Annotated in this window: 14 protein-coding genes; 9 read left to right on the forward strand and 5 right to left on the reverse strand. The window is 50.1% G+C overall.

Going from position 1 to position 17,807, the window contains the following annotated elements:
- Positions 1-28 precede the first annotated feature (28 nt).
- Complete coding sequence (locus J1778_RS20470) at positions 29-1,312, reverse strand: HAAAP family serine/threonine permease (RefSeq protein ID WP_217174725.1); 1,284 nt, start codon at positions 1,310-1,312, stop codon at positions 29-31.
- Between the two features lie 597 nt (positions 1,313-1,909).
- Between J1778_RS20470 and yfiR the strand changes: the two genes are divergently transcribed.
- Genes yfiR through yfiB form a run of 3 tightly spaced genes read left to right on the forward strand, consistent with a single transcriptional unit; the run spans position 1,910 to position 4,293 of the window.
- A complete protein-coding gene (gene yfiR / locus J1778_RS20475; protein ID WP_217174726.1) occupies positions 1,910-2,497 on the forward strand; it encodes a regulatory sequestration protein YfiR in 588 nt (195 codons plus the stop codon).
- Between the two features lie 2 nt (positions 2,498-2,499).
- Positions 2,500-3,780 (forward strand): diguanylate cyclase DgcN/YfiN, encoded by a 1,281-nt coding sequence (gene dgcN / locus J1778_RS20480; RefSeq protein WP_217174727.1) that lies wholly within the window; start codon positions 2,500-2,502, stop codon positions 3,778-3,780.
- A 15-nt stretch (positions 3,781-3,795) separates the two neighbouring features.
- The gene (yfiB, locus tag J1778_RS20485) at positions 3,796-4,293 is read left to right on the forward strand and encodes an outer membrane lipoprotein YfiB (protein ID WP_112289475.1); all 498 of its coding nucleotides are present in this window, start codon (positions 3,796-3,798) and stop codon (positions 4,291-4,293) included.
- Here yfiB and J1778_RS20490 read toward each other — a convergent pair.
- A complete protein-coding gene (locus J1778_RS20490) occupies positions 4,280-5,167 on the reverse strand; it encodes a LysR family transcriptional regulator (RefSeq protein ID WP_112289474.1) in 888 nt (295 codons plus the stop codon). The genes yfiB and J1778_RS20490 overlap by 14 nt on opposite strands.
- A gap of 103 nt (positions 5,168-5,270) precedes the next feature.
- On the opposite strand from J1778_RS20490, the gene budA reads away from it, so the two are divergent.
- Complete coding sequence (budA, locus tag J1778_RS20495; RefSeq protein ID WP_129639670.1) at positions 5,271-6,053, forward strand: acetolactate decarboxylase; 783 nt, start codon at positions 5,271-5,273, stop codon at positions 6,051-6,053.
- 26 nt (positions 6,054-6,079) lie between these two features.
- Positions 6,080-7,756, forward strand: coding sequence for an acetolactate synthase AlsS (alsS, locus tag J1778_RS20500; protein WP_217174728.1), 1,677 nt, complete (start codon positions 6,080-6,082; stop codon positions 7,754-7,756).
- Between the two features lie 32 nt (positions 7,757-7,788).
- Here the strand turns inward: alsS and J1778_RS20505 are convergent, their stop codons facing one another.
- Positions 7,789-8,622 (reverse strand): HNH endonuclease, encoded by an 834-nt coding sequence (locus J1778_RS20505; RefSeq protein ID WP_217174729.1) that lies wholly within the window; start codon positions 8,620-8,622, stop codon positions 7,789-7,791.
- 521 nt (positions 8,623-9,143) lie between these two features.
- Between J1778_RS20505 and J1778_RS20510 the strand changes: the two genes are divergently transcribed.
- Positions 9,144-9,365 (forward strand): hypothetical protein, encoded by a 222-nt coding sequence (locus tag J1778_RS20510; protein WP_217174730.1) that lies wholly within the window; start codon positions 9,144-9,146, stop codon positions 9,363-9,365.
- 66 nt (positions 9,366-9,431) lie between these two features.
- Here the strand turns inward: J1778_RS20510 and J1778_RS20515 are convergent, their stop codons facing one another.
- Entirely contained in the window at positions 9,432-10,568 is a 1,137-nt protein-coding gene (locus J1778_RS20515; RefSeq protein WP_159281382.1) for a porin, read from the reverse strand.
- Positions 10,569-11,197: 629 nt separating this feature from the next.
- Here J1778_RS20515 and J1778_RS20520 point away from each other — a divergent pair.
- A complete protein-coding gene (locus J1778_RS20520; protein ID WP_217174731.1) occupies positions 11,198-11,557 on the forward strand; it encodes a hypothetical protein in 360 nt (119 codons plus the stop codon).
- Here J1778_RS20520 and J1778_RS20525 read toward each other — a convergent pair.
- Positions 11,511-12,431: an alpha/beta hydrolase gene (locus J1778_RS20525; protein ID WP_217174732.1), complete on the reverse strand. Its 921-nt coding sequence runs from the start codon at positions 12,429-12,431 to the stop codon at positions 11,511-11,513. The two genes, J1778_RS20520 and J1778_RS20525, sit on opposite strands and share 47 nt — an antisense overlap.
- Positions 12,432-13,130: 699 nt before the next feature.
- Between J1778_RS20525 and J1778_RS20530 the strand changes: the two genes are divergently transcribed.
- Positions 13,131-15,638 carry a DUF2345 domain-containing protein gene (locus J1778_RS20530; protein ID WP_217174733.1) on the forward strand — a complete coding sequence of 836 codons (2,508 nt, stop codon included), beginning with the start codon at positions 13,131-13,133 and terminating at the stop codon, positions 15,636-15,638.
- 2 nt (positions 15,639-15,640) lie between these two features.
- Positions 15,641-17,803 (forward strand): T6SS effector phospholipase Tle3 domain-containing protein, encoded by a 2,163-nt coding sequence (locus tag J1778_RS20535; RefSeq protein ID WP_217174734.1) that lies wholly within the window; start codon positions 15,641-15,643, stop codon positions 17,801-17,803.
- Positions 17,804-17,807: the final 4 nt, after the last annotated feature.

Consider the following 17,807-nt stretch of genomic DNA (forward strand, 5'->3'; position numbering starts at 1 on the left):
TTTCACTTAGCTTTAAATATTTTATTCATTAACCAATCAGGCTAAATACGATGGCTGACATAGCAATCAGCCCCATAATCACCACGAACACATTGCTGATATGGCCGCTGTATTTTCTCATCGCAGGAACTTTACGAATCGCATACATAGGCATCAGGAATAACAGCATCGCAATAATCGGACCACCCAGCGTTTCGATCATACCCAGAATACTTGGATTCAGGGTAGCGACTAACCAGGTAGTTAATAACATGAAGATGCCGGTATAACGGTTCAGCGTTGGCAGGGCAATAGTTTTCCCTTTACCACGTAATGACTTAATTACCATGCCGTTGAAACCTTCACGCGCACCCAGATAATGGCCGAGGAAAGATTTAGTAATCGCAATAAAGGCAATAAATGGCGCGATATATTCAATGACCGGGTTAGAGAAGTGGTTGGCTAAATAAGACAGAATAGACACGTTCTGCGATTTAGCTTCCATCAGGTCTGCCGGAGACAGGCTCAGTACGCAGCTGAAGACGAAGAACATCACGGTGATAACCATCATGATGTGGCTAAATGCCAGAATACGTGAACATTTTTTCTCAGCGTCTTCGCCATACTCTTTGCGTTTTGCGACAGCGAAAGAGGAGATAATCGGCGAGTGGTTAAAGGAGAACACCATCACCGGAATGACCAGCCACAATGTCATCAGCATGCCGTGACCTACGCCATTGCCGGACATAGAGACGTTTTCAAACACTGACGTATTCCAGTTAGGAATAAGGTACAGCGCCAGCGCCATCAGCACCGCAACAAACGGGAAGACCAGAATACTCATCGCTTTTACGATCATATCCTGACCGAAATACACCAGCGTCATTAAGCCCAAAATGAGGATCAGAGACAGCAACGCACGCGGTGGCGCATTCATATGCATCTGGTGAGTAATAAAACTCTCAACCGTATTGGTGATCGCCACGCTGTAAACCAGCAGAATAGGATAAATGGCGAAGAAATAAAGCAGGGTAATTAATTTACCGGCCGAAATACCGAAATGCTCTTCCACGACTTCCGTAATATCTTCACCGGCATTCTTTCCGGATAATACAAACCGGGTTAATCCGCGGTGAGCGAAGAATGTCATTGGGAAGGCGAGAATCGCCATAATGATTAATGGAATGAGACCGCCGATACCGGCATTAATAGGAAGAAAGAGAACACCTGCACCAATTGCTGTTCCATATAAACCTAACATCCACATAGTGTCAGTTTTACGCCAGGAACTTACCGATTTTTTAGACAGCGTCCCGATTGTTGTATTATCCATGATTCCTCAGCACCTAATTATAAAAATAATTCCGTTTCCCCAGGAATGGTTGATGTTTTTTTACTGCACCCGTCATCAAAAAAACCACCCTGACGGATAAAACATACCATTAATGCGGGCATGATACCTATCAGCAGCATAAAAATCTGGATAACCGCATAGCTTTGAGATCATGGTCACGAATATCTTTAAAACGCGGACTGATATTCCTTTAAATTCCAAACCATTAACATTTTCTCTAATTTAAATTCATCAAATAGTGATTACGGTAACATCTATTTTTTGTGATATTTTGTTATGCCCGTGACTATTATTTAAATAACGATTGAAATACCAGCAACATGTATTATTTATAGTCTGACTCCCTGAACTAAATTGTTCATAAATTAACCGATCCCTTCACCTCTTAAAAAAACGGAATACGTTAACATTCCTTCTGAATTTCCTCTGTTTTCTGACTTGTGTAAAAAATACGCCACAACTCCACCGCAGTTACAGAAGGAAATTTTTTACACTTACGCTTTCGGAACTATTGCCGATAAAGTTATTCTTACGCTGGGGAAATCATTTCAACCGGAAGAAACACAGAGCGACTCAATGGGAAAAGCCCGATCACCTTTTTGCCCGCCAGCAGGGACATCACTACGCCGTTTTATTAAGGCTGCGTATGGCATTGTCCTGCTGCTGATGCTGATGGTCGCTCCGCTGACATCGGGTGTTGCACAAGAAAGCGATCCGCAGGCGGATGCGGCTGTCGCGCAGACCGTCAACGGCATCCTGAGCTATTCGCGCTGGCCGGGCGCAACCCCCACGTCCGTCTTAACGCTTTGCATCATCCCTCCCGTGAAATACGCCGCGCAACTTACCCCGGATGGCAGCGCATTCACCGGCCGGCCACTCAAAGTCATGACGCTTCCGTTCGACAGCCCGCTGCTCACATCGGAGTGCGATGCTATTTATTCCGGCAACATGACAACGGAACAGCAGGCAGATTTACATCAGCGCCTGGAAGGCCATGCAATTCTCACTATCGGTGAACAGGATGATGCCTGTGCATTACTGAATGCGTTTTGTCTGGTGATGACGCCACTTCACACCGGATTCAAATTGAATCTGGACACGCTGTCCCGCAGCGGCGTGCGGGTAAATCCCGCCGTATTACAACTTGCCAGGGAAAAGGAGTGACCATGAAAAACAAAATTCCTGTTCCTGAGGTTGAACAGTCAGGCCAGCGTCCGACGCTGAGCGCTGCACTGAACCGAATTCATGTGATTGTGATTTTAACGGCGATCGGTCTCGCCGGTTTCCTGCTGACGTTGCTGGCGTTAATCGCCCTGCGTTCTCACGCGGAAAGCAATCTGCAACTGACCGCGCGCGCCATCGGTTACACCACGGAAGCCGCACTGGTCTTTAATGACCCTGCGGCGGCGCATGACTCGCTGGAATTTATCGCCAGACGCGGCGATTTCACGCAGGCAAAAATTCTGACGCCGGCGGGTGCGACATTCACCGAGTGGCAGCGTCCGATCCACAGCAACTGGGACAAACTGGGTCAGTTCGTCGGCCATGTGGCGTTTCCCGAGCCCGTAACCGTCCCGGTGGTGCATTCCGGCTCGGTCATCGGCACCATCTGGCTTGAGGGTAACGGCAGCAGTCTGATTGGCTTCCTGGCGGAAACTATCCTGAGCCTGCTCGGTTGTCTGGTGCTGACCGCGCTGGTCGCGCTGTATTTTTCCCGCCGGATGCAAAAAGGCATCGTCGATGCTCTCGGCCACATTACGCATGTCACCCATGAAGTCAGTGCGAACCGGTCGTTTAATCTGCGCGTTCCTTCCGCGCCGATTGTCGAGCTGCATACACTGAGCCAGGACTTCAACAGCCTGCTGACCGAGCTGGAAGCCTGGGAAAATCACATGAGGAACGAGAACGTTTCGCTGACAAAAAAAGCGTTGCACGACGGCCTGACCGGTCTGCATAATCGCGCGTTTTTCATTGATACCCTTAATCAGTGTTTCAATCCGGTGCGCGCACCGCTATCGCTGGCGTTGCTGTTCATCGATGTTGATAATTTTAAGGAAATCAATGATTCACTCGGGCACGCCGCCGGCGACCGGGTGCTGATGGTGATTGGCGAAAGACTGGCAAAAACCCTGCGTAAGGGGGATGTGCTGGCCCGTCTGGGCGGCGATGAATTTGCCATTCTGCTTGAGCCGATGATCTCTACCGCCGAAGCAGTGGCGTTCGCCGAGCGGATTGTCGAGATCATGAAAACGCCGGTCATTTTGCTCAACAACAAAACGCTGGATGTGTCACTCAGCATCGGCATTGCGCTTTCGCCTTCACAGGCAAACAGTGCGAAAGAAATTCTCGAAAAGGCCGATGAGGCCATGTATCGCTCTAAAAGAATATCCGGCAGTTGCTGGCATGTGTCTTCAGGCATGCCGCTTCCTGTCGCGATGAAACACTAAAAGGAATTAATGACTATGAAGACCTGCAATACGTTCAAATCCTGGTATCAGTTCGCCGCAATGGGGCTGTGCATTGTGCTGCTGGCCGCCTGTCAGAGTAAACCTGCGGGATTAACACCGGAACAGATCGCCGTGCTGCAAAAGAACGGTTTCTCCCAGACCGATGCGGGCTGGGAACTGGGACTGGATGCCAAAGTTCTGTTTGGCAATAATCAGGATAAGCTTTCCGCCGAAAGTAAGCAGTCAGTGGAAAAACTGGCGGGCGAACTTCTGCACGTCGGCCTGAACAAGGTCAATCTCGACGGCCATACCGATAACTACGGTGATCCGGCTTACAACAACGATTTGTCGCTGCGCCGCGCTGACACCGTCGCCGCCGCCTTTGCCGATGCCGGAATGCCGCGCGCCAATATCCATACCCGTGGACTGGGCCAGAGCAAACCTGTCGCCAGCAATAAAACCCAGGCCGGACGCGCTCAGAACCGCCGCGTGTCTGTGATTATTGTGGTTTAACCGACAACAATCCCACCAGATGCAGCGCCGCCTTGCAGTTATCCGTTCTGCGCCAGGCGAGCGCGATCTGCGTCGTTAATGTCTGCCCTGCCAGGGGCAGACACCTCACATTGGCTTCATCAATCTTACTCAGCGACGCCGGTATCAGCGCGTAACCAAATCCTGTCGCCACCATACTCAGCGCCGAGGTAATCTGCGGACACTGCTGCCCGTAGCGCGGCGAAAATCCAGCCTCTTCACACGCATGCGTGACGGCATCATAAAGCCCCGGCGATAAATCTCGCGGGAAGGTGATCAGCGTATCGTGGCGCAGCGCCGACAGCCGGACTTCCTTTCCCTGACTGAGCGGATGGGTTTTGGGCAGCGCCACCATCATTTCCTCGATATCCAGCACCTTAAAACTGAACTCTTTGCTGCGCTCGCATGGCAGACGGATAAACGCCGCATCCAGCGCGCCCTCGCTCATTGCCGTCATCAGCCCCGCCATGTCCTTTTCCAGCGGTTCGAGAACCATGCCCGGATATTTATCCCGAAAGCGATGCAGCAACGCAAAAACCTGCGGGTTAAACGCCGTCGACGTGGCAAAGCCGAGTCGCAGCGTACCGTTCATACCACGCGCAACGGCGCGGGTGCGCTCAAGGGCGGCATCGGTCAGTTTGATGATCGTTTGTGCGTCGTCGTAGAGCACTTTTCCGGCTTCGGTGAGTTCGACGCCACGGGTCAGGCGTTTGAGTAAAGGAGTACCGATTTCATGTTCGAGCCGCTGGATTTGCTGGCTCAGCGGAGGCTGGGAGATCCCAAGCTGTTCGGCAGCACGGGTGAAGTGTCCCGTCTCTGCTACCGCGACAAAATAGCGCAGGTGACGAAGTTCCATATCAAAAACGTCTCAAAGTGAACACCTCCTCATATTGGAACTCAGGGCGGAATGGGGTCAACCTTTTAGTTAGCAAAGTTAATTATTCGACGGAGACCCCTGCATGAAAAACCATTCCGAATCCTGCTCCTGCATGGCGGACATTGCCCGCACCGCAACAGCGTTTAAACATCAGCATCCTGACCGCGTTTTATATCAGTCGTCGCTGATGAGCGCCCTGCTGAGCGGTGTGTATGAAGGCAACACCACAATGGCAGACCTGCTGGAACACGGCGATTTTGGTCTCGGTACCTTCAACCATCTCGACGGCGAACTGATCGCGTTCAACAGCAACATCTTCCAGTTACGCGGCGACGGCAGCGCCCGGCGCGCCCTTCCTGAACAAAAAACACCTTTCGCCGTCATGACATTCTTTAACCCGACTGATGAATACGTGATTGATCGCCCGCACAGCCGCGAGCAAATCCACAAGGTGATCGACGACGTCGTCGCCAGCCAGAACACCTTCTGCGCCCTGCGCATTGATGGCGAGTTCAGCCGCGTCGAGACCCGTACCGTGCCGGAACAGCACCGCCCGTATAAACCGATGCTGGAAGCCATCGAAGCCCAGCCGACGTTTCATATCGAACACAGCCAGGGCGTGCTGATTGGATTTCTGACACCGGCCTATATGCAGGGCATTAACGTGGCGGGCTATCACGAGCATTTTATCAATCAGGAACGCAGCAGCGGCGGCCATGTGCTGGATTATCAGGTTGAGCGCGGCGTGCTGACCTTCGGCACGGTCGAAAAGCTGTTGATCGACTTTCCGCAGGACAGCGATTTCCTGCATGCCAACTTATGCCCTGATGATTTAAATGATGCGATTCAGTCGGTTGAAAGTTAACAGCCGCAGACAGAAGGATGAAAACCATGAAAAACTCAGACAGTAAAACCGACTGGAATTGCGGTGCGGATCTGGTCGTCGCGCAGCTTGAAGCACAGGGCGTCAAACACGTGTTCGGTATTCCCGGCGCTAAAATCGACCGGGTTTTTGATTCGCTGGTCGATTCCCACATCAAAACTATTCCGGTACGCCACGAAGCCAACGCCGCCTTTATGGCCGGTGCCGTTGGCCGCCTGACCGGAAAAGCCGGCGTCGCGCTGGTCACCTCCGGCCCCGGCTGCTCAAACCTGATCACCGGCGTCGCCACCGCGACATCCGAAGGCGATCCGCTGGTCGCACTCGGCGGTGCCGTTAAACGCGCCGACCACGTGAAACAGGTGCACCAGACCATGGACACCGTGGCGATGTTCCGCCCGGTCACCAAGTATTCTGCCGAAGTCACTTCGCCCTCTGCGCTGGCCGAAGTGCTGGCAAACGGCTTTCGCGCCGCCGAGTTCGGGCGTCCGGGTGCGGCATTTATCAGCCTGCCGATGGATATCGTCAACGAACCAGCCAGCGGTAAATTACTCACCTCGCAACCGCCGGTACTGGGCAGCGCGCCGCACGACGCAATATTGCAGGTCGCAAAGTTACTGAAACAGGCAAAAAATCCGGTGCTGCTGCTGGGCCTGATGGCCAGCCAGCCGCGTAACGCCGAAGCAATACGCCGTCTGTTGCACAAAAGCGATCTGCCGGTCACCAGCACCTATCAGGCGGCGGGGGTTATCGATCAGGCTTCCTTCCACCGCTTCGCCGGTCGCGTCGGTCTGTTCAACAATCAGGCCGGTGACCGCCTGCTTCGCAATGCAGATCTGGTGATCACCATCGGTTACAGCCCGGTCGAATATGAACCGGCGCAATGGAGTAACGGCACCGCTGAACTGGTGCACATCGACGTCATACCTGCCGAGACCGACAGCGACTATCTGCCGGACGTCGAACTGGTCGGCGACATTGCCGACACATTGGATCTGCTGACGGAACAGATCCCCCAACGCATCGATCTTAGCGCCTCAGCCATCGCTATCCTCGAGGATCGCCGCCAGCAACGTGAACTGCTGGCCCAGAAAGGCCGCAGCCTGAACCAGTTTGCGATCCACCCGCTGCGTCTGGTACGCGCGATGCAGGACATCGTCAACAGCGACGTCACCCTGTGCGTCGATATGGGCAGTTTCCACATCTGGATCGCCCGCTACCTTTACAGCTTCCGCGCCCGTCAGGTGCTGATTTCCAACGGTCAGCAAACCATGGGCGTCGCACTGCCGTGGGCAATCGGCGCTGCGCTGGTCGATCCCGGCCGCAAAGTGGTTTCCGTATCCGGCGACGGCGGCTTTATGCAATCAAGCATGGAACTGGAAACCGCCGTCCGTCTGGGCGTCAACCTGCTGCACATCATCTGGGTCGATGAGGCCTACAACATGGTGGCAATCCAGGAAGAGAAAAAATACCAGCGCACCTCCGGCATCCAGTTCGGCCCGATTGATTTCAAAGCCTACGCCGACGCCTTCGGCGCCAAAGGTTTTGCCGTCACCTCCGCCGAAACGCTGGAAAGCACCCTCCGCGCCGCCATGGACGTACAAGGCCCCGCCGTCGTCGCCGTCCCGGTGGATTACAGTGATAACGCGTTACTGATGGGGCAGCTGGAGATGGGAAGGATTTTTTAGGGGGGATTTCAGGAAAGGTTAAAACGCCCTTGTTAGGGCGTTTTCTTACTCGCGGCAATCATATCTTTCAGCTCATCAATCGAGAGCGTACGATCTTTTTTGCGATGTATGATCCCATGGCAGTTAGCGCAGACGGGAACGAGATCTGTTTTGGGGTTTACAATCTTAGACATCCCAAATTCTGAAACAGGTACAACGTGATGAATATGAATAAAGTCCTTTGCATATTCTCCGTAAAAATCACCGAAGTTGAAGCCACAAGCGAAGCAGGTAGTGCCATGTATACTTTTTGCCAGCTTCTTCAACTTTGGGTTTCTTTCATACTTTGTAACGAACTTCGAAGTTTTCTTCCCTTCCTCATATGAAACCAGAGATTCCTCATCGGTTGCATCTTCTTGAAGGATTTCTTCACTCTCGATGTCGTCCATAATAAAGCGTGATTCAGTTAGCGCAGACGCAACAGTAATATCAGCAAAGACTTCCCCTGAAATGGGGCGAACGCTAAAACGCCAGTAATTAGATTTTTGCTGCTCGGGAATTTCTTCATAATAAACACCGTCATTTTTAGCCAGAACGGCCTGTTCAAACGGTTGAAACTCTGTCAGTACTGCATATAGATGACCGGCTTCATCCGGTCTGATCTCGCTTATTCGCCCGATCCCAAAATAGTGCGGTGCATCTGACAAGCGCTTTGACGAATACTCTTTGTTCCCTGGCTTTAGCCTCCCTTTGTAATACACATAACGCATTCCAGGGGTGAGTGACTTTTGATACTGCTTAGGAAAATGATATCGCTCGCCAGTTTTGTCATCCCATTTGGAGTCATCACTCTCCGCAAGAACGACACACATCTCTTCGTCCATCATCTACTGATACCTGTTAATTGAATCAATAGGTTGGAAGTATAATGGGTTCTTAATTGCTTACAACTCATGCATTTAATTTTTGAATAGTTTGGCAACTCTTCCTCTCGAAAGACTCAGTAAATAACGTATTTACACGTTCAGTTTCATCCCTTTTCCAAGACATCTCGCAAAACTGATAACTGCCTAAAAATTCCTCTCACTGTATAAATTCCCACGTATTAGACTCTCTTCGCTGCGGCAAAATCCGCAGTTAGAATTAGCGTTCTGTCCCAGTTTGGTGCCATCAACTCTATGAAAATAGGGTGAATATGGTACGGTCTGCACTCACCCAAATTATGGTGGCTCAGACAGTGGCTTCTCACGAAGCACCGGATTCCAGACTGGCCGGAACGCTAACGCTGTTTGAGCTGCCACCATCGGGATTAGCGTCTCTGGAGGTAGTTAATCAACTATCAGCTGGAGTATTAAAATGGAATTTTCTAACACTGCTTTTTCAAACACCTCCGCACCGGAGGCCCACAATGCCTAACCTTTACGACAATACCCCGTTGGAACTGGAAGAGATCGTCGATCACTGTCGTGCGTTGTCTTATGCCATTGTGTCGCTGGATAATCCGCAGGCGAAAGACCTGCTGGGATATATTCTGTGTGAACGGCTGGAAGTGCTGTATCAGACGCTGGAAATGCCCTTTGGCGATGACGACGTGGTGGCTATAGAAGTGACGGAAGCACTCACACACTAAGCGGATTTACAGACGTAAAAAAGCCAGCGCAACTGCGCTGGCCTGATGATCCACGAGGCGGGTGAATTAGAAATCGTAGAAGACGGTAACCCAGGTGGCGTCTGCTTCGTCGTCGGTGGTGTGCGCTAATGTGCGTTCCACGTAAACAGACAAGCCGTAACCGATGGTGGTACCCGCGCCCAGATAGACGTGGTTCGCGTGATATTCTTCGCCGCCTTTCAGTTGCAGGGAATCGGCTGCAACGTATGGCTGGATAGATTTCAGGAACGGTTTGTCGATATTAAAGGTATAACCGACGAACCCTTCCACACCGTAACCGCTGCCAGCAAAATAATGTTCGACAGGATTTTCACGGGTGCTCGGCACAAAATCTTTGTAATAGCTGCCGGTGCCGACGATGTACCAGTTGTTTGGCTGCCAGGTTAATGCGGTACCAGACAACTGCTGATGATAATCTTTTTCGTTATATTGATTATCTTTCACCGTGGCGTCAGTCAGGCTATACGCCGCACTCCAGACCAAATCTTTGGTGAGTTTATAATCGAAGCCTAAACCACCACCATTATTACGGCGATAGTGCTGATCCTCGCCCGCCTGAATTTCATCTTCAGGTAATAAGTAGTTGGCATATAACGTCACAGGACCAAAGTCGTTAGTATATTTAATGCTGTTTTTGGGCTTATTTGCACCATCGTAACTGCCGTTAATGCCAATACCGGTACCGCCCGCATGACCATCGTTATCCCATACGTCACTTTTAATCCCGACGACAGAATAATAAATACCGTACTGGTGGCCGTAGGTTAATGTCCCGTAGCGGTCATCTTTAAAGCCTGCATATAACTGACGCTGAGTATCACGCTGACCACCTTCCGGATAGTGACCATTCATGCCCAGCAGGTTCGCCATGTCCACACCCAGCTCGTAGTAGGCGATGACTGAGGTATCTTGTGTCAGTTTATAATCACCACGGAAGCGGAAACGGGTGCCACCATCGTGACCATTTTTATAATAGCCAGGCTCCGGACCGTTATTGAAAATCCACTCAGGACGGATGCTGCCGCCAACCTGCAAGCTTAATGGCGCCAGCAAAGCATTACTCTGAGGATTTTTATCTAAAACAGTAATTTCGGCCCGGGCGCTGGCAGATAATGCCGACAGCACGACGCCGCCAATTAAGATTGACGCTTTTAAATTGCTCATTATTACCCTGTCTTTATTATTTATGTGATGTGTGTGCGGTCTTGCGCCGCGTATAAATAATTAACATAGGTATGACGGGGGACAAAGTGAAAATTCAGAAAGTTCCTTATAAGGAAATTATATATAGGGAGTAATTAGTAAACAATAATATTGTGATATGTAACTATAAGAAAATTTTTATGTTTTAGTGATTAAATACAGAACAACATGATAAAAATACGAGCAATTGTAAACTTACGGCAACTAAAAATTGAAATATTTAATAACAATTACATCCTAAAAATAGCATCAATAAGTAAATCATGCCAGCGTGATAATGACATTACGTGACAACCACTTAATATTATTACATTGAATTTGAGTTAATTCAAAATCGCCAGAATAATATCCGGTAAAGGCAGTTATTAATTAACCAATTTCAATTTTTATCTCATGGATATCGTTCTGGTGGTGAATATCCCCGATTCTCTGTGCGAATTTTGCGAGACATCTTCCAGTTCTGACAACAAACCACTGTAAATATAAACAGGTTATTTCTTTGTAGCATGAACAGGCATAAAGTTCTCTGGCAGCGGCAATCACCCCGCCAGTAAAGGGGGCCTCGACTCACTGACAATGGAATGATCTTCATGACTAATACTGAAAACAGCACGGCCTTTACCGCAAACTCTGTCACCGTTTTTCGTTCACTGATTGAGGGGTTGGATCTCAGCCACTTCGGGGAAGGACAGCTTTATGATCTCAGCGCACTGGCATCAGAGTCCGCCGGCGGACTCTGCCAGGGGTTGTTGTGTTTGAGTGAAGGACTGGAGAACTGCGAGGTAATTCCACCGGAGGGGATTGCACAGGTCAGCGGCTACCTGAAAGCATCAGCGCATCTGATCCCTGTGCTCTTTGAATTATGCGAGCAGGCCAACAGCAGCCTGATGCGTATGAAAAAAATTACGGTTTATCCGATGAACGGACGTGCGCGGCGATATCCCGCATAACATTTCGCGCTGTCTTGCTGATCCCACCGAGCTGGAAAAAACCATGAATGACACCCAGATAGCGCTGAGCACTACATTCAACACCCTGCTCAGTCAGCCGGGAGTACAGCGCCTCGCCTTCGTCACATAAGGGATCGTATTCCGCCGTGATGATGTGAACCGGCGGCAATCCGGCAAAGTCATCACGCCACAAAGGGCTGGCTTCAGGGTGCATGAAGTCAGTCTGCGGGAAATAAGCCTCAAAACCGCTAAGTAAAGTGTCGCTGGTTAGCACGTAATCCTCACCATTCCGCTTGTGGCTTTCACAGGACGCTGTCGCATCCAGCATCGGGTAAATCAGCACCAGCTGACGCGGCAGCCACTGCCCGGCATCTCGTAAACGCAGAGCGGTGATCAGGGCCAGATGCCCGCCTGCGCTGTCGCCCATCAATGTAATCTGGTCGCGATGTATGCCAAGAGTTTCCGCATTTTGCCAGATAAGGTTTGCAGCCTGTTCAGCGTCGTCATGCGCTGCGGGATAAGTATGTTCAGGCGCTAAACGATACTGAACCGCAATCATCCGACAGCCACTGTAAAAAGCGAGCTGACGCAGCTGATTATTATGTGTGGTAAATCCACCGCTGACAAAGCATCCACCGTGATAATAGATAACGGCAGGTAATGCACCATGCGCTTCCAGCGGCGAGTAAACGCGTAACGATAAGCCTTCAATCGTCACATCGTGTATATCTACGCGTTGCTCGATATCCCCGGCTAATACTGTGCTGGCGATATATCCGGCACGGCGCTCAGCGAAAGTCTGACGGCGGGACGACGGGCGGCCAGCAGCGATGAAGTCGTTTACCAGCTCAGCAATTGTGGGTTCAAGTGCCATGATGATCTCTTCCTGATGATGGATGTTCAAGCGCGAATAAGATGATGACAGGCTACGATATTTTCCCGCAACAAGTCGATCGGTATTAGCGATCAGTTCTTAATTATTACCGGAACAGCACTCAGGATACTTCAGGCACAGAAGCTAATTTTATTGCTAAAATACCTCTGCGCTTCTGTTTAAAGAAATAAGTAACACTAACGATATATTTTATTTATTAAACTTATGGGAAAACTCCCCACGTAATGGAGGCGTAGCTCTTCAATTAATTATTAGCAAATACATAATCACTCAGAATTATAGCAAAGAAAAATCTTATAAATTCCAGAGAAGCATCCTGATAAATTGATAATTATCTCCCGCAAGTAATTTCGTTACATATTTTCGTGACATAGCTAGCTTTAGTGATCCATTGCTATATGGTATTTTTCCGCTTTCGGAGCTGAATGTTTTAAAGGTAATGCAGCGCGCTGCCGGTATGCTGTGGGAGCAGAAAAATTAAACTCATTGATATATTCACACCATCAATGTTTTATTATTGGGTTATGACCATCAATTATCATCGCCTTCCACTGCTGCACTATGGATTGATAAGCAGGAAGAGCTTTACGTAATCATTGCTGTTTACCTAACGTGATTGACCGTTATTTGGTATCAGTTTTGGTATTCACGCCCATGAGCGTTAAAAGGACTTAAACGATGAGCATTCAGGATTACATTCTTGCAGGCAGTAAATTACCGATCCACAACCATTATCAGTTAAGACTTAAACGGCTTGAATCCCAACAGCCCGGCGTCGATATATCGGTGCTCAAGTTCAGCGGCAGCGAGGCCATCAGCGATATCCTGCGCTATGAGATTGAGTTTACCAGCGCAGTGAAAGACATTCCCGCCCGGCACATCATCAACTATACCGCCCTGTTTCTGATGTACCCCGACGGCAAGCCGTGGGAATCGGTTAAGCCGCGCATCATCCCCGGTGTCATCACCCAGTTCCGCCAGTGCAACACTTCTTCCGATGAAACCCGTTACGTCGCCACGCTGGAACACCGCGTCACCCGGTTAAATCAGGGCAGCAATAACGCGATTTACCAGAACGACAGCGTCATCAGCATGACCGAAAACACCTTCCTGCGTTACAACATGGACCGGCTGGATTTTCGATTCGCGCTCAATGATCAGTATCCGCTGAAAAAATTCATGATGCAGTTCGGCGAAAGTGAGTACGCCCACATTGCGCGACGTCTGGCAGACAGCGGCATCTCGTACTTCTTCGAATATGACGAAGAGAACAACTGCGACGTCATGGTGCTTGCCGACCATTCTTACGCCTGGCCAGAGCCTGTTGCTATCCCTTTCCGAAATCCGGCGGGACTGTTTGACGGCGGCCTGGAATCAGTCTGGGAGATGTCGGTCATCCGCAAGGCCATTCCGAAGTCAGTCACGGTTAACGACGACTATTATCCCGCTGCGCAAAGCGATATGACCGGCACGACACAGACCAATCCGGATTATCCGGCGCTGGTTGCCGAAGATTACCGCTGGGGTGAGTACTATCCTGAACCGGGCAAGGAATACAGCAGCGAGCCCGGACAGGGCATGTGGTACGCCAGACGCCGTCAGGAACGTTACCTCAGTGAGCAGATCGTTTTTGAGGGTAAGTCCAACTGCATGACGCTGCGTCCGGGGATGGTCATCACTACGCCCGGCAAAGACTGGCCGGAAGCGCCGGACGGTCTGCTGATAGTTTCCACCAACTCTACGAACGTCGCCCGCGATACGGCGTACTTCGTCACCTTCACCGCGGTTCCGCGTAATACACAGCATCCGTACCGCCCTGCGTTGTTGCCGTGGCCAACTGTCACCGGCACGCTGCCTGCCCGTATCTCCAGCGCGCATCCGGATGAACCTTACGCGCACATCAACGCCGACGGTTTGTACCGTGCGCAGTTCGGCTTCGACCGCACCGAATGGCAGAAAGGCTTCGAGAGCTGCTGGTTGCGTCTGGCCAAACCGTATTCCGGTGATACCTGCGGCTTCCATATGCCACTGCTGGATTCCACCGGCGTGGCGATTGCCTTCGAGAACGGTGACGTTGACCGGCCTTATATCGCCTATGCGCTGCATGATTCAACGCACCCGGATCATGTGGCGTTACCGAACTACAAGCGGAACGTCATCCGCACTCCTTCTGGAAATAAGATTCGACTTGAGGACCAGCGGGGCAAAGAACATATAAAAATCAGCACGGTACATTCAGGTAAGAGCCAGCTCAGTCTGGGACACCTGGTGGACAGTGCCAGAAAACAACGAGGTGAAGGCGCAGAATTGCGAACTGATGCCTATGTTGCCGTTCGCGGCGGTAAAGGCGTGCTGCTTTCTACCGAGCCGAAGAACAGTGCTCAGGGACAGCAACTGGATATGGATGCCGCCATTGCCCAGCTTGAAAAAGCCCTGGCTCTGGCCAAAACCCTGAAGAGTACCGCCGATATCGCTCAGGCGTCTCCGGCAGAAACCACCGATCAGGAGCTGCTCAAGACAGACCTCACCAAACTCGCTCAGCCAGGTGTCGTCGTCTATGGCGATGCCGGTATTGCGCACACCACGCCGAAAACGATCCAACAAACTGCAGGTAAGAATCTGGTGGCCACCGCCGGCCAGGATGTCAGTTTCAGCGTATTCCGTCGCTTCTCAGTTGCCGCCGGTGAACTGTTCTCCGTATTTGCGAACAAGTTAGGCATCAAGCTCATCGCTGCTGCAGGAAAGGTGCAGCTACAGGCGCAAAAAGACCAGATGGAGCTGACCTCCTTCGAGGACATGCAGATCACCAGTACCAACGGCCGCATCGTGCTTAACGCCAAAAAAGAGCTGCTGCTGATGTGTGGCGGGGCTGGGATCCGCATTAAGGATGGAACGATCGAAGAGCTTGCTCCTACCCGTATTACCCAAAAATCGCCGGTACTGGAGTATCAGGGTGGGGATACCGTGAAGCAGGCGATGCCGTCATTTGAAGAGGGCAAGTACGCCATTCAGTATCGTCTTCATGCTGAAGATGACCCGACTCAGGTGCTTAAAAATCAGAAATTCCGTATCCACCGCCAGGATGGATCCATAACCGAAGGGGCTACGGATGCCAACGGCGAATCGTCCTTACTCCATATGAACGAACTGGAAAATGCGGCGATTGAGCTAATTAAGGGACTATGAATATGAGTAACTCACAAAACGATAGTTTACGTAATGACGGTTTTTTGTCGGCTGGAGATGTTTGCCGACCGGTCACTGCAGGCGAGATGGTCAAACAGAATTGCCTCATAAAACGTCCCTTGCCGTGTATTGTTATTCTGGTACATGGCGTCAACGATGTCGGGGAAGCCTACCAAAATCAGGATGAAGGCATTTGCAAAGGTCTGAATACCCGCCTGGGACGTACGGACTTATTCCCTCACAGCTGGAAAAATCAAAAGTTTCAGATTTCAGATGCTGACGGTAACGTTTTCACGCAAGAGTGCTCTGTTGATAATCAGACCTGTGTCGGGCAGGCAAATCGTTCGCCGATTATCCCGTTTTACTGGGGATATCGGCCGGTTGAAAAGGATGTTTGGGAAGCAGACCAAAAACGATACAAGGCAGAACTGCGCGAGAAAAAAAATGAGGCAGATTTAGCTTTTGACTCGTTCGTTGAAAATGATGCACTGAAAATTAAAGCCCATAACAAAGCTAAAATTGATAATTACGCTAACTGGCTCGATCCAGCCAAATCTAAGGGCGGTGGCACTTTTGCTAATGCAACGACAAACATACCTGATATGTTCGGCCCGGGAGGTACAGGTTGGACGATGACAGCTGCTGGCTGGGTTTCCCGCTCCCATATCACAAATAGTGGCGACTGGAGCCATCCAATTTATGACAACCCACATCGTATCTATCAAGCTTTCGCCGCCCGTCGTTTAGCTGATCTGATCCTGACTATTCGAACAAACCCAAAAACCAAAAAAGATACAATCAATATTGTTGCCCATAGCCAGGGCACCATTATCACTATGCTGGCAAATATGTGGGTTGAGGATGCGGGTGAAAAGCCTGCTGATTGTGTGATCCTAAATCATTCTCCTTATTCTACAGATTTTCGCGTTATTGAAAGCTGGAGCCCTGGCAATCAGCAAACCACGGCCGGACGTGAAAAGACGCTGACTAATTTTTGCAAACTAATGGCGACTAACCCGAAATATTCTCCAAACGGGCAGTACTCTGGTGATGATCTGCAAAAACTGAAAGATACACTTTGCCTGTCAAATAATGCCCAGTGGAGCGATGCCCGCTATAGTCGAAACAATTTCGGTAAGGTTTACAATTATTTCTGTCCTAATGACACCATTGTTTCCATGAAACAGGTCCAAGGTTTTGGCTGGAGCGGTATTTCAGACCCGTTGCGGGCGAAACTCGGCGCCAATTTTAATCAGCGAGTGTTTTGTAAGGATTTATATGTTGGGCATAACACCGGGGAACGTTTTGAATTTTCCAAAGCGCTGAGTGATTCAGGGCAAATGGGTGCTAAGAATGCCAGCTACAATTTCAAAGACATCACCGTTGATGCACCTATTTTACCCGTCACATTTCAGTTCAAACTGGGCAGACAAAATAACGCCGAAGAACACAAAAAAAACCCCAAAATTCCTGAAGAACAGTACCGAACAACTCTTGAGGGTCTTGATCCCGATGTCGCAAAAACTGCATTGGCTGATGAGCAATTTATACATGAAACTCGCGCGATTCCTGACGGGTTTGGCTTCATGCGTGATCAACATAATTTCAGCGGCGCAGAACTGGCTGCTCTTAGTGAGATTTATCAGATAGATGCTATTCGCGCTACCGCGATAGGGCCTTCCAGACAAATGATGGCCACCCAGGTCGAGATCACTCGCCGCATGAACGATGCTGAGTTAACTGAGGCCGTTATGAATGCCAAAAATAACATTCAGATCAGCCAGCATTCATCCATTGTGACCAGTAAAGATGTCCCTGAAAAAGCGATGGTGTATGACCTAGCAATTGGGGAATGTCAGGCGTTTGAGTATAAGGATTTTTGGGAGGGGTTATTACTGGAGGCTGACTGGCGGCAGGCGGCAAATCCGCGACCTGCAGTTAAAAAATATTACCTGTATGGTGAACTACCTCATGAATTTAAAATTTTAATGAATAAGCCAGAACAAAAAAACGGCATTCCGAAAGGAAAATTAGGAGTTGATAACGATTACGCGCCATCTAAAACTCGCCAAACCCCCAATAAAGATATTTACGGCGAAATTGGCGCTAATACCAATGAGATAATTACTGAATTGCAATGGGCTATGCCAAAGCCACTGGTTTAAGGAA

The sequence above is a fragment of the Rahnella bonaserana genome, assembly GCF_019049675.1.
GTDB lineage: Bacteria > Pseudomonadota > Gammaproteobacteria > Enterobacterales > Enterobacteriaceae > Rahnella > Rahnella bonaserana.

Coding starts and splice junctions, on each gene's coding strand:
- J1778_RS20470 (WP_217174725.1), bottom strand. CDS start 1,312: ATGGATAATACAACAATCGGGACGCTGTCTAAAAAATCGGTAAGTTCC.
- yfiR (WP_217174726.1), top strand. CDS start 1,910: ATGGGAAAAGCCCGATCACCTTTTTGCCCGCCAGCAGGGACATCACTA.
- dgcN (WP_217174727.1), top strand. CDS start 2,500: ATGAAAAACAAAATTCCTGTTCCTGAGGTTGAACAGTCAGGCCAGCGT.
- yfiB (WP_112289475.1), top strand. CDS start 3,796: ATGAAGACCTGCAATACGTTCAAATCCTGGTATCAGTTCGCCGCAATG.
- J1778_RS20490 (WP_112289474.1), bottom strand. CDS start 5,167: ATGGAACTTCGTCACCTGCGCTATTTTGTCGCGGTAGCAGAGACGGGA.
- budA (WP_129639670.1), top strand. CDS start 5,271: ATGAAAAACCATTCCGAATCCTGCTCCTGCATGGCGGACATTGCCCGC.
- alsS (WP_217174728.1), top strand. CDS start 6,080: ATGAAAAACTCAGACAGTAAAACCGACTGGAATTGCGGTGCGGATCTG.
- J1778_RS20505 (WP_217174729.1), bottom strand. CDS start 8,622: ATGATGGACGAAGAGATGTGTGTCGTTCTTGCGGAGAGTGATGACTCC.
- J1778_RS20510 (WP_217174730.1), top strand. CDS start 9,144: ATGCCTAACCTTTACGACAATACCCCGTTGGAACTGGAAGAGATCGTC.
- J1778_RS20515 (WP_159281382.1), bottom strand. CDS start 10,568: ATGAGCAATTTAAAAGCGTCAATCTTAATTGGCGGCGTCGTGCTGTCG.
- J1778_RS20520 (WP_217174731.1), top strand. CDS start 11,198: ATGACTAATACTGAAAACAGCACGGCCTTTACCGCAAACTCTGTCACC.
- J1778_RS20525 (WP_217174732.1), bottom strand. CDS start 12,431: ATGGCACTTGAACCCACAATTGCTGAGCTGGTAAACGACTTCATCGCT.
- J1778_RS20530 (WP_217174733.1), top strand. CDS start 13,131: ATGAGCATTCAGGATTACATTCTTGCAGGCAGTAAATTACCGATCCAC.
- J1778_RS20535 (WP_217174734.1), top strand. CDS start 15,641: ATGAGTAACTCACAAAACGATAGTTTACGTAATGACGGTTTTTTGTCG.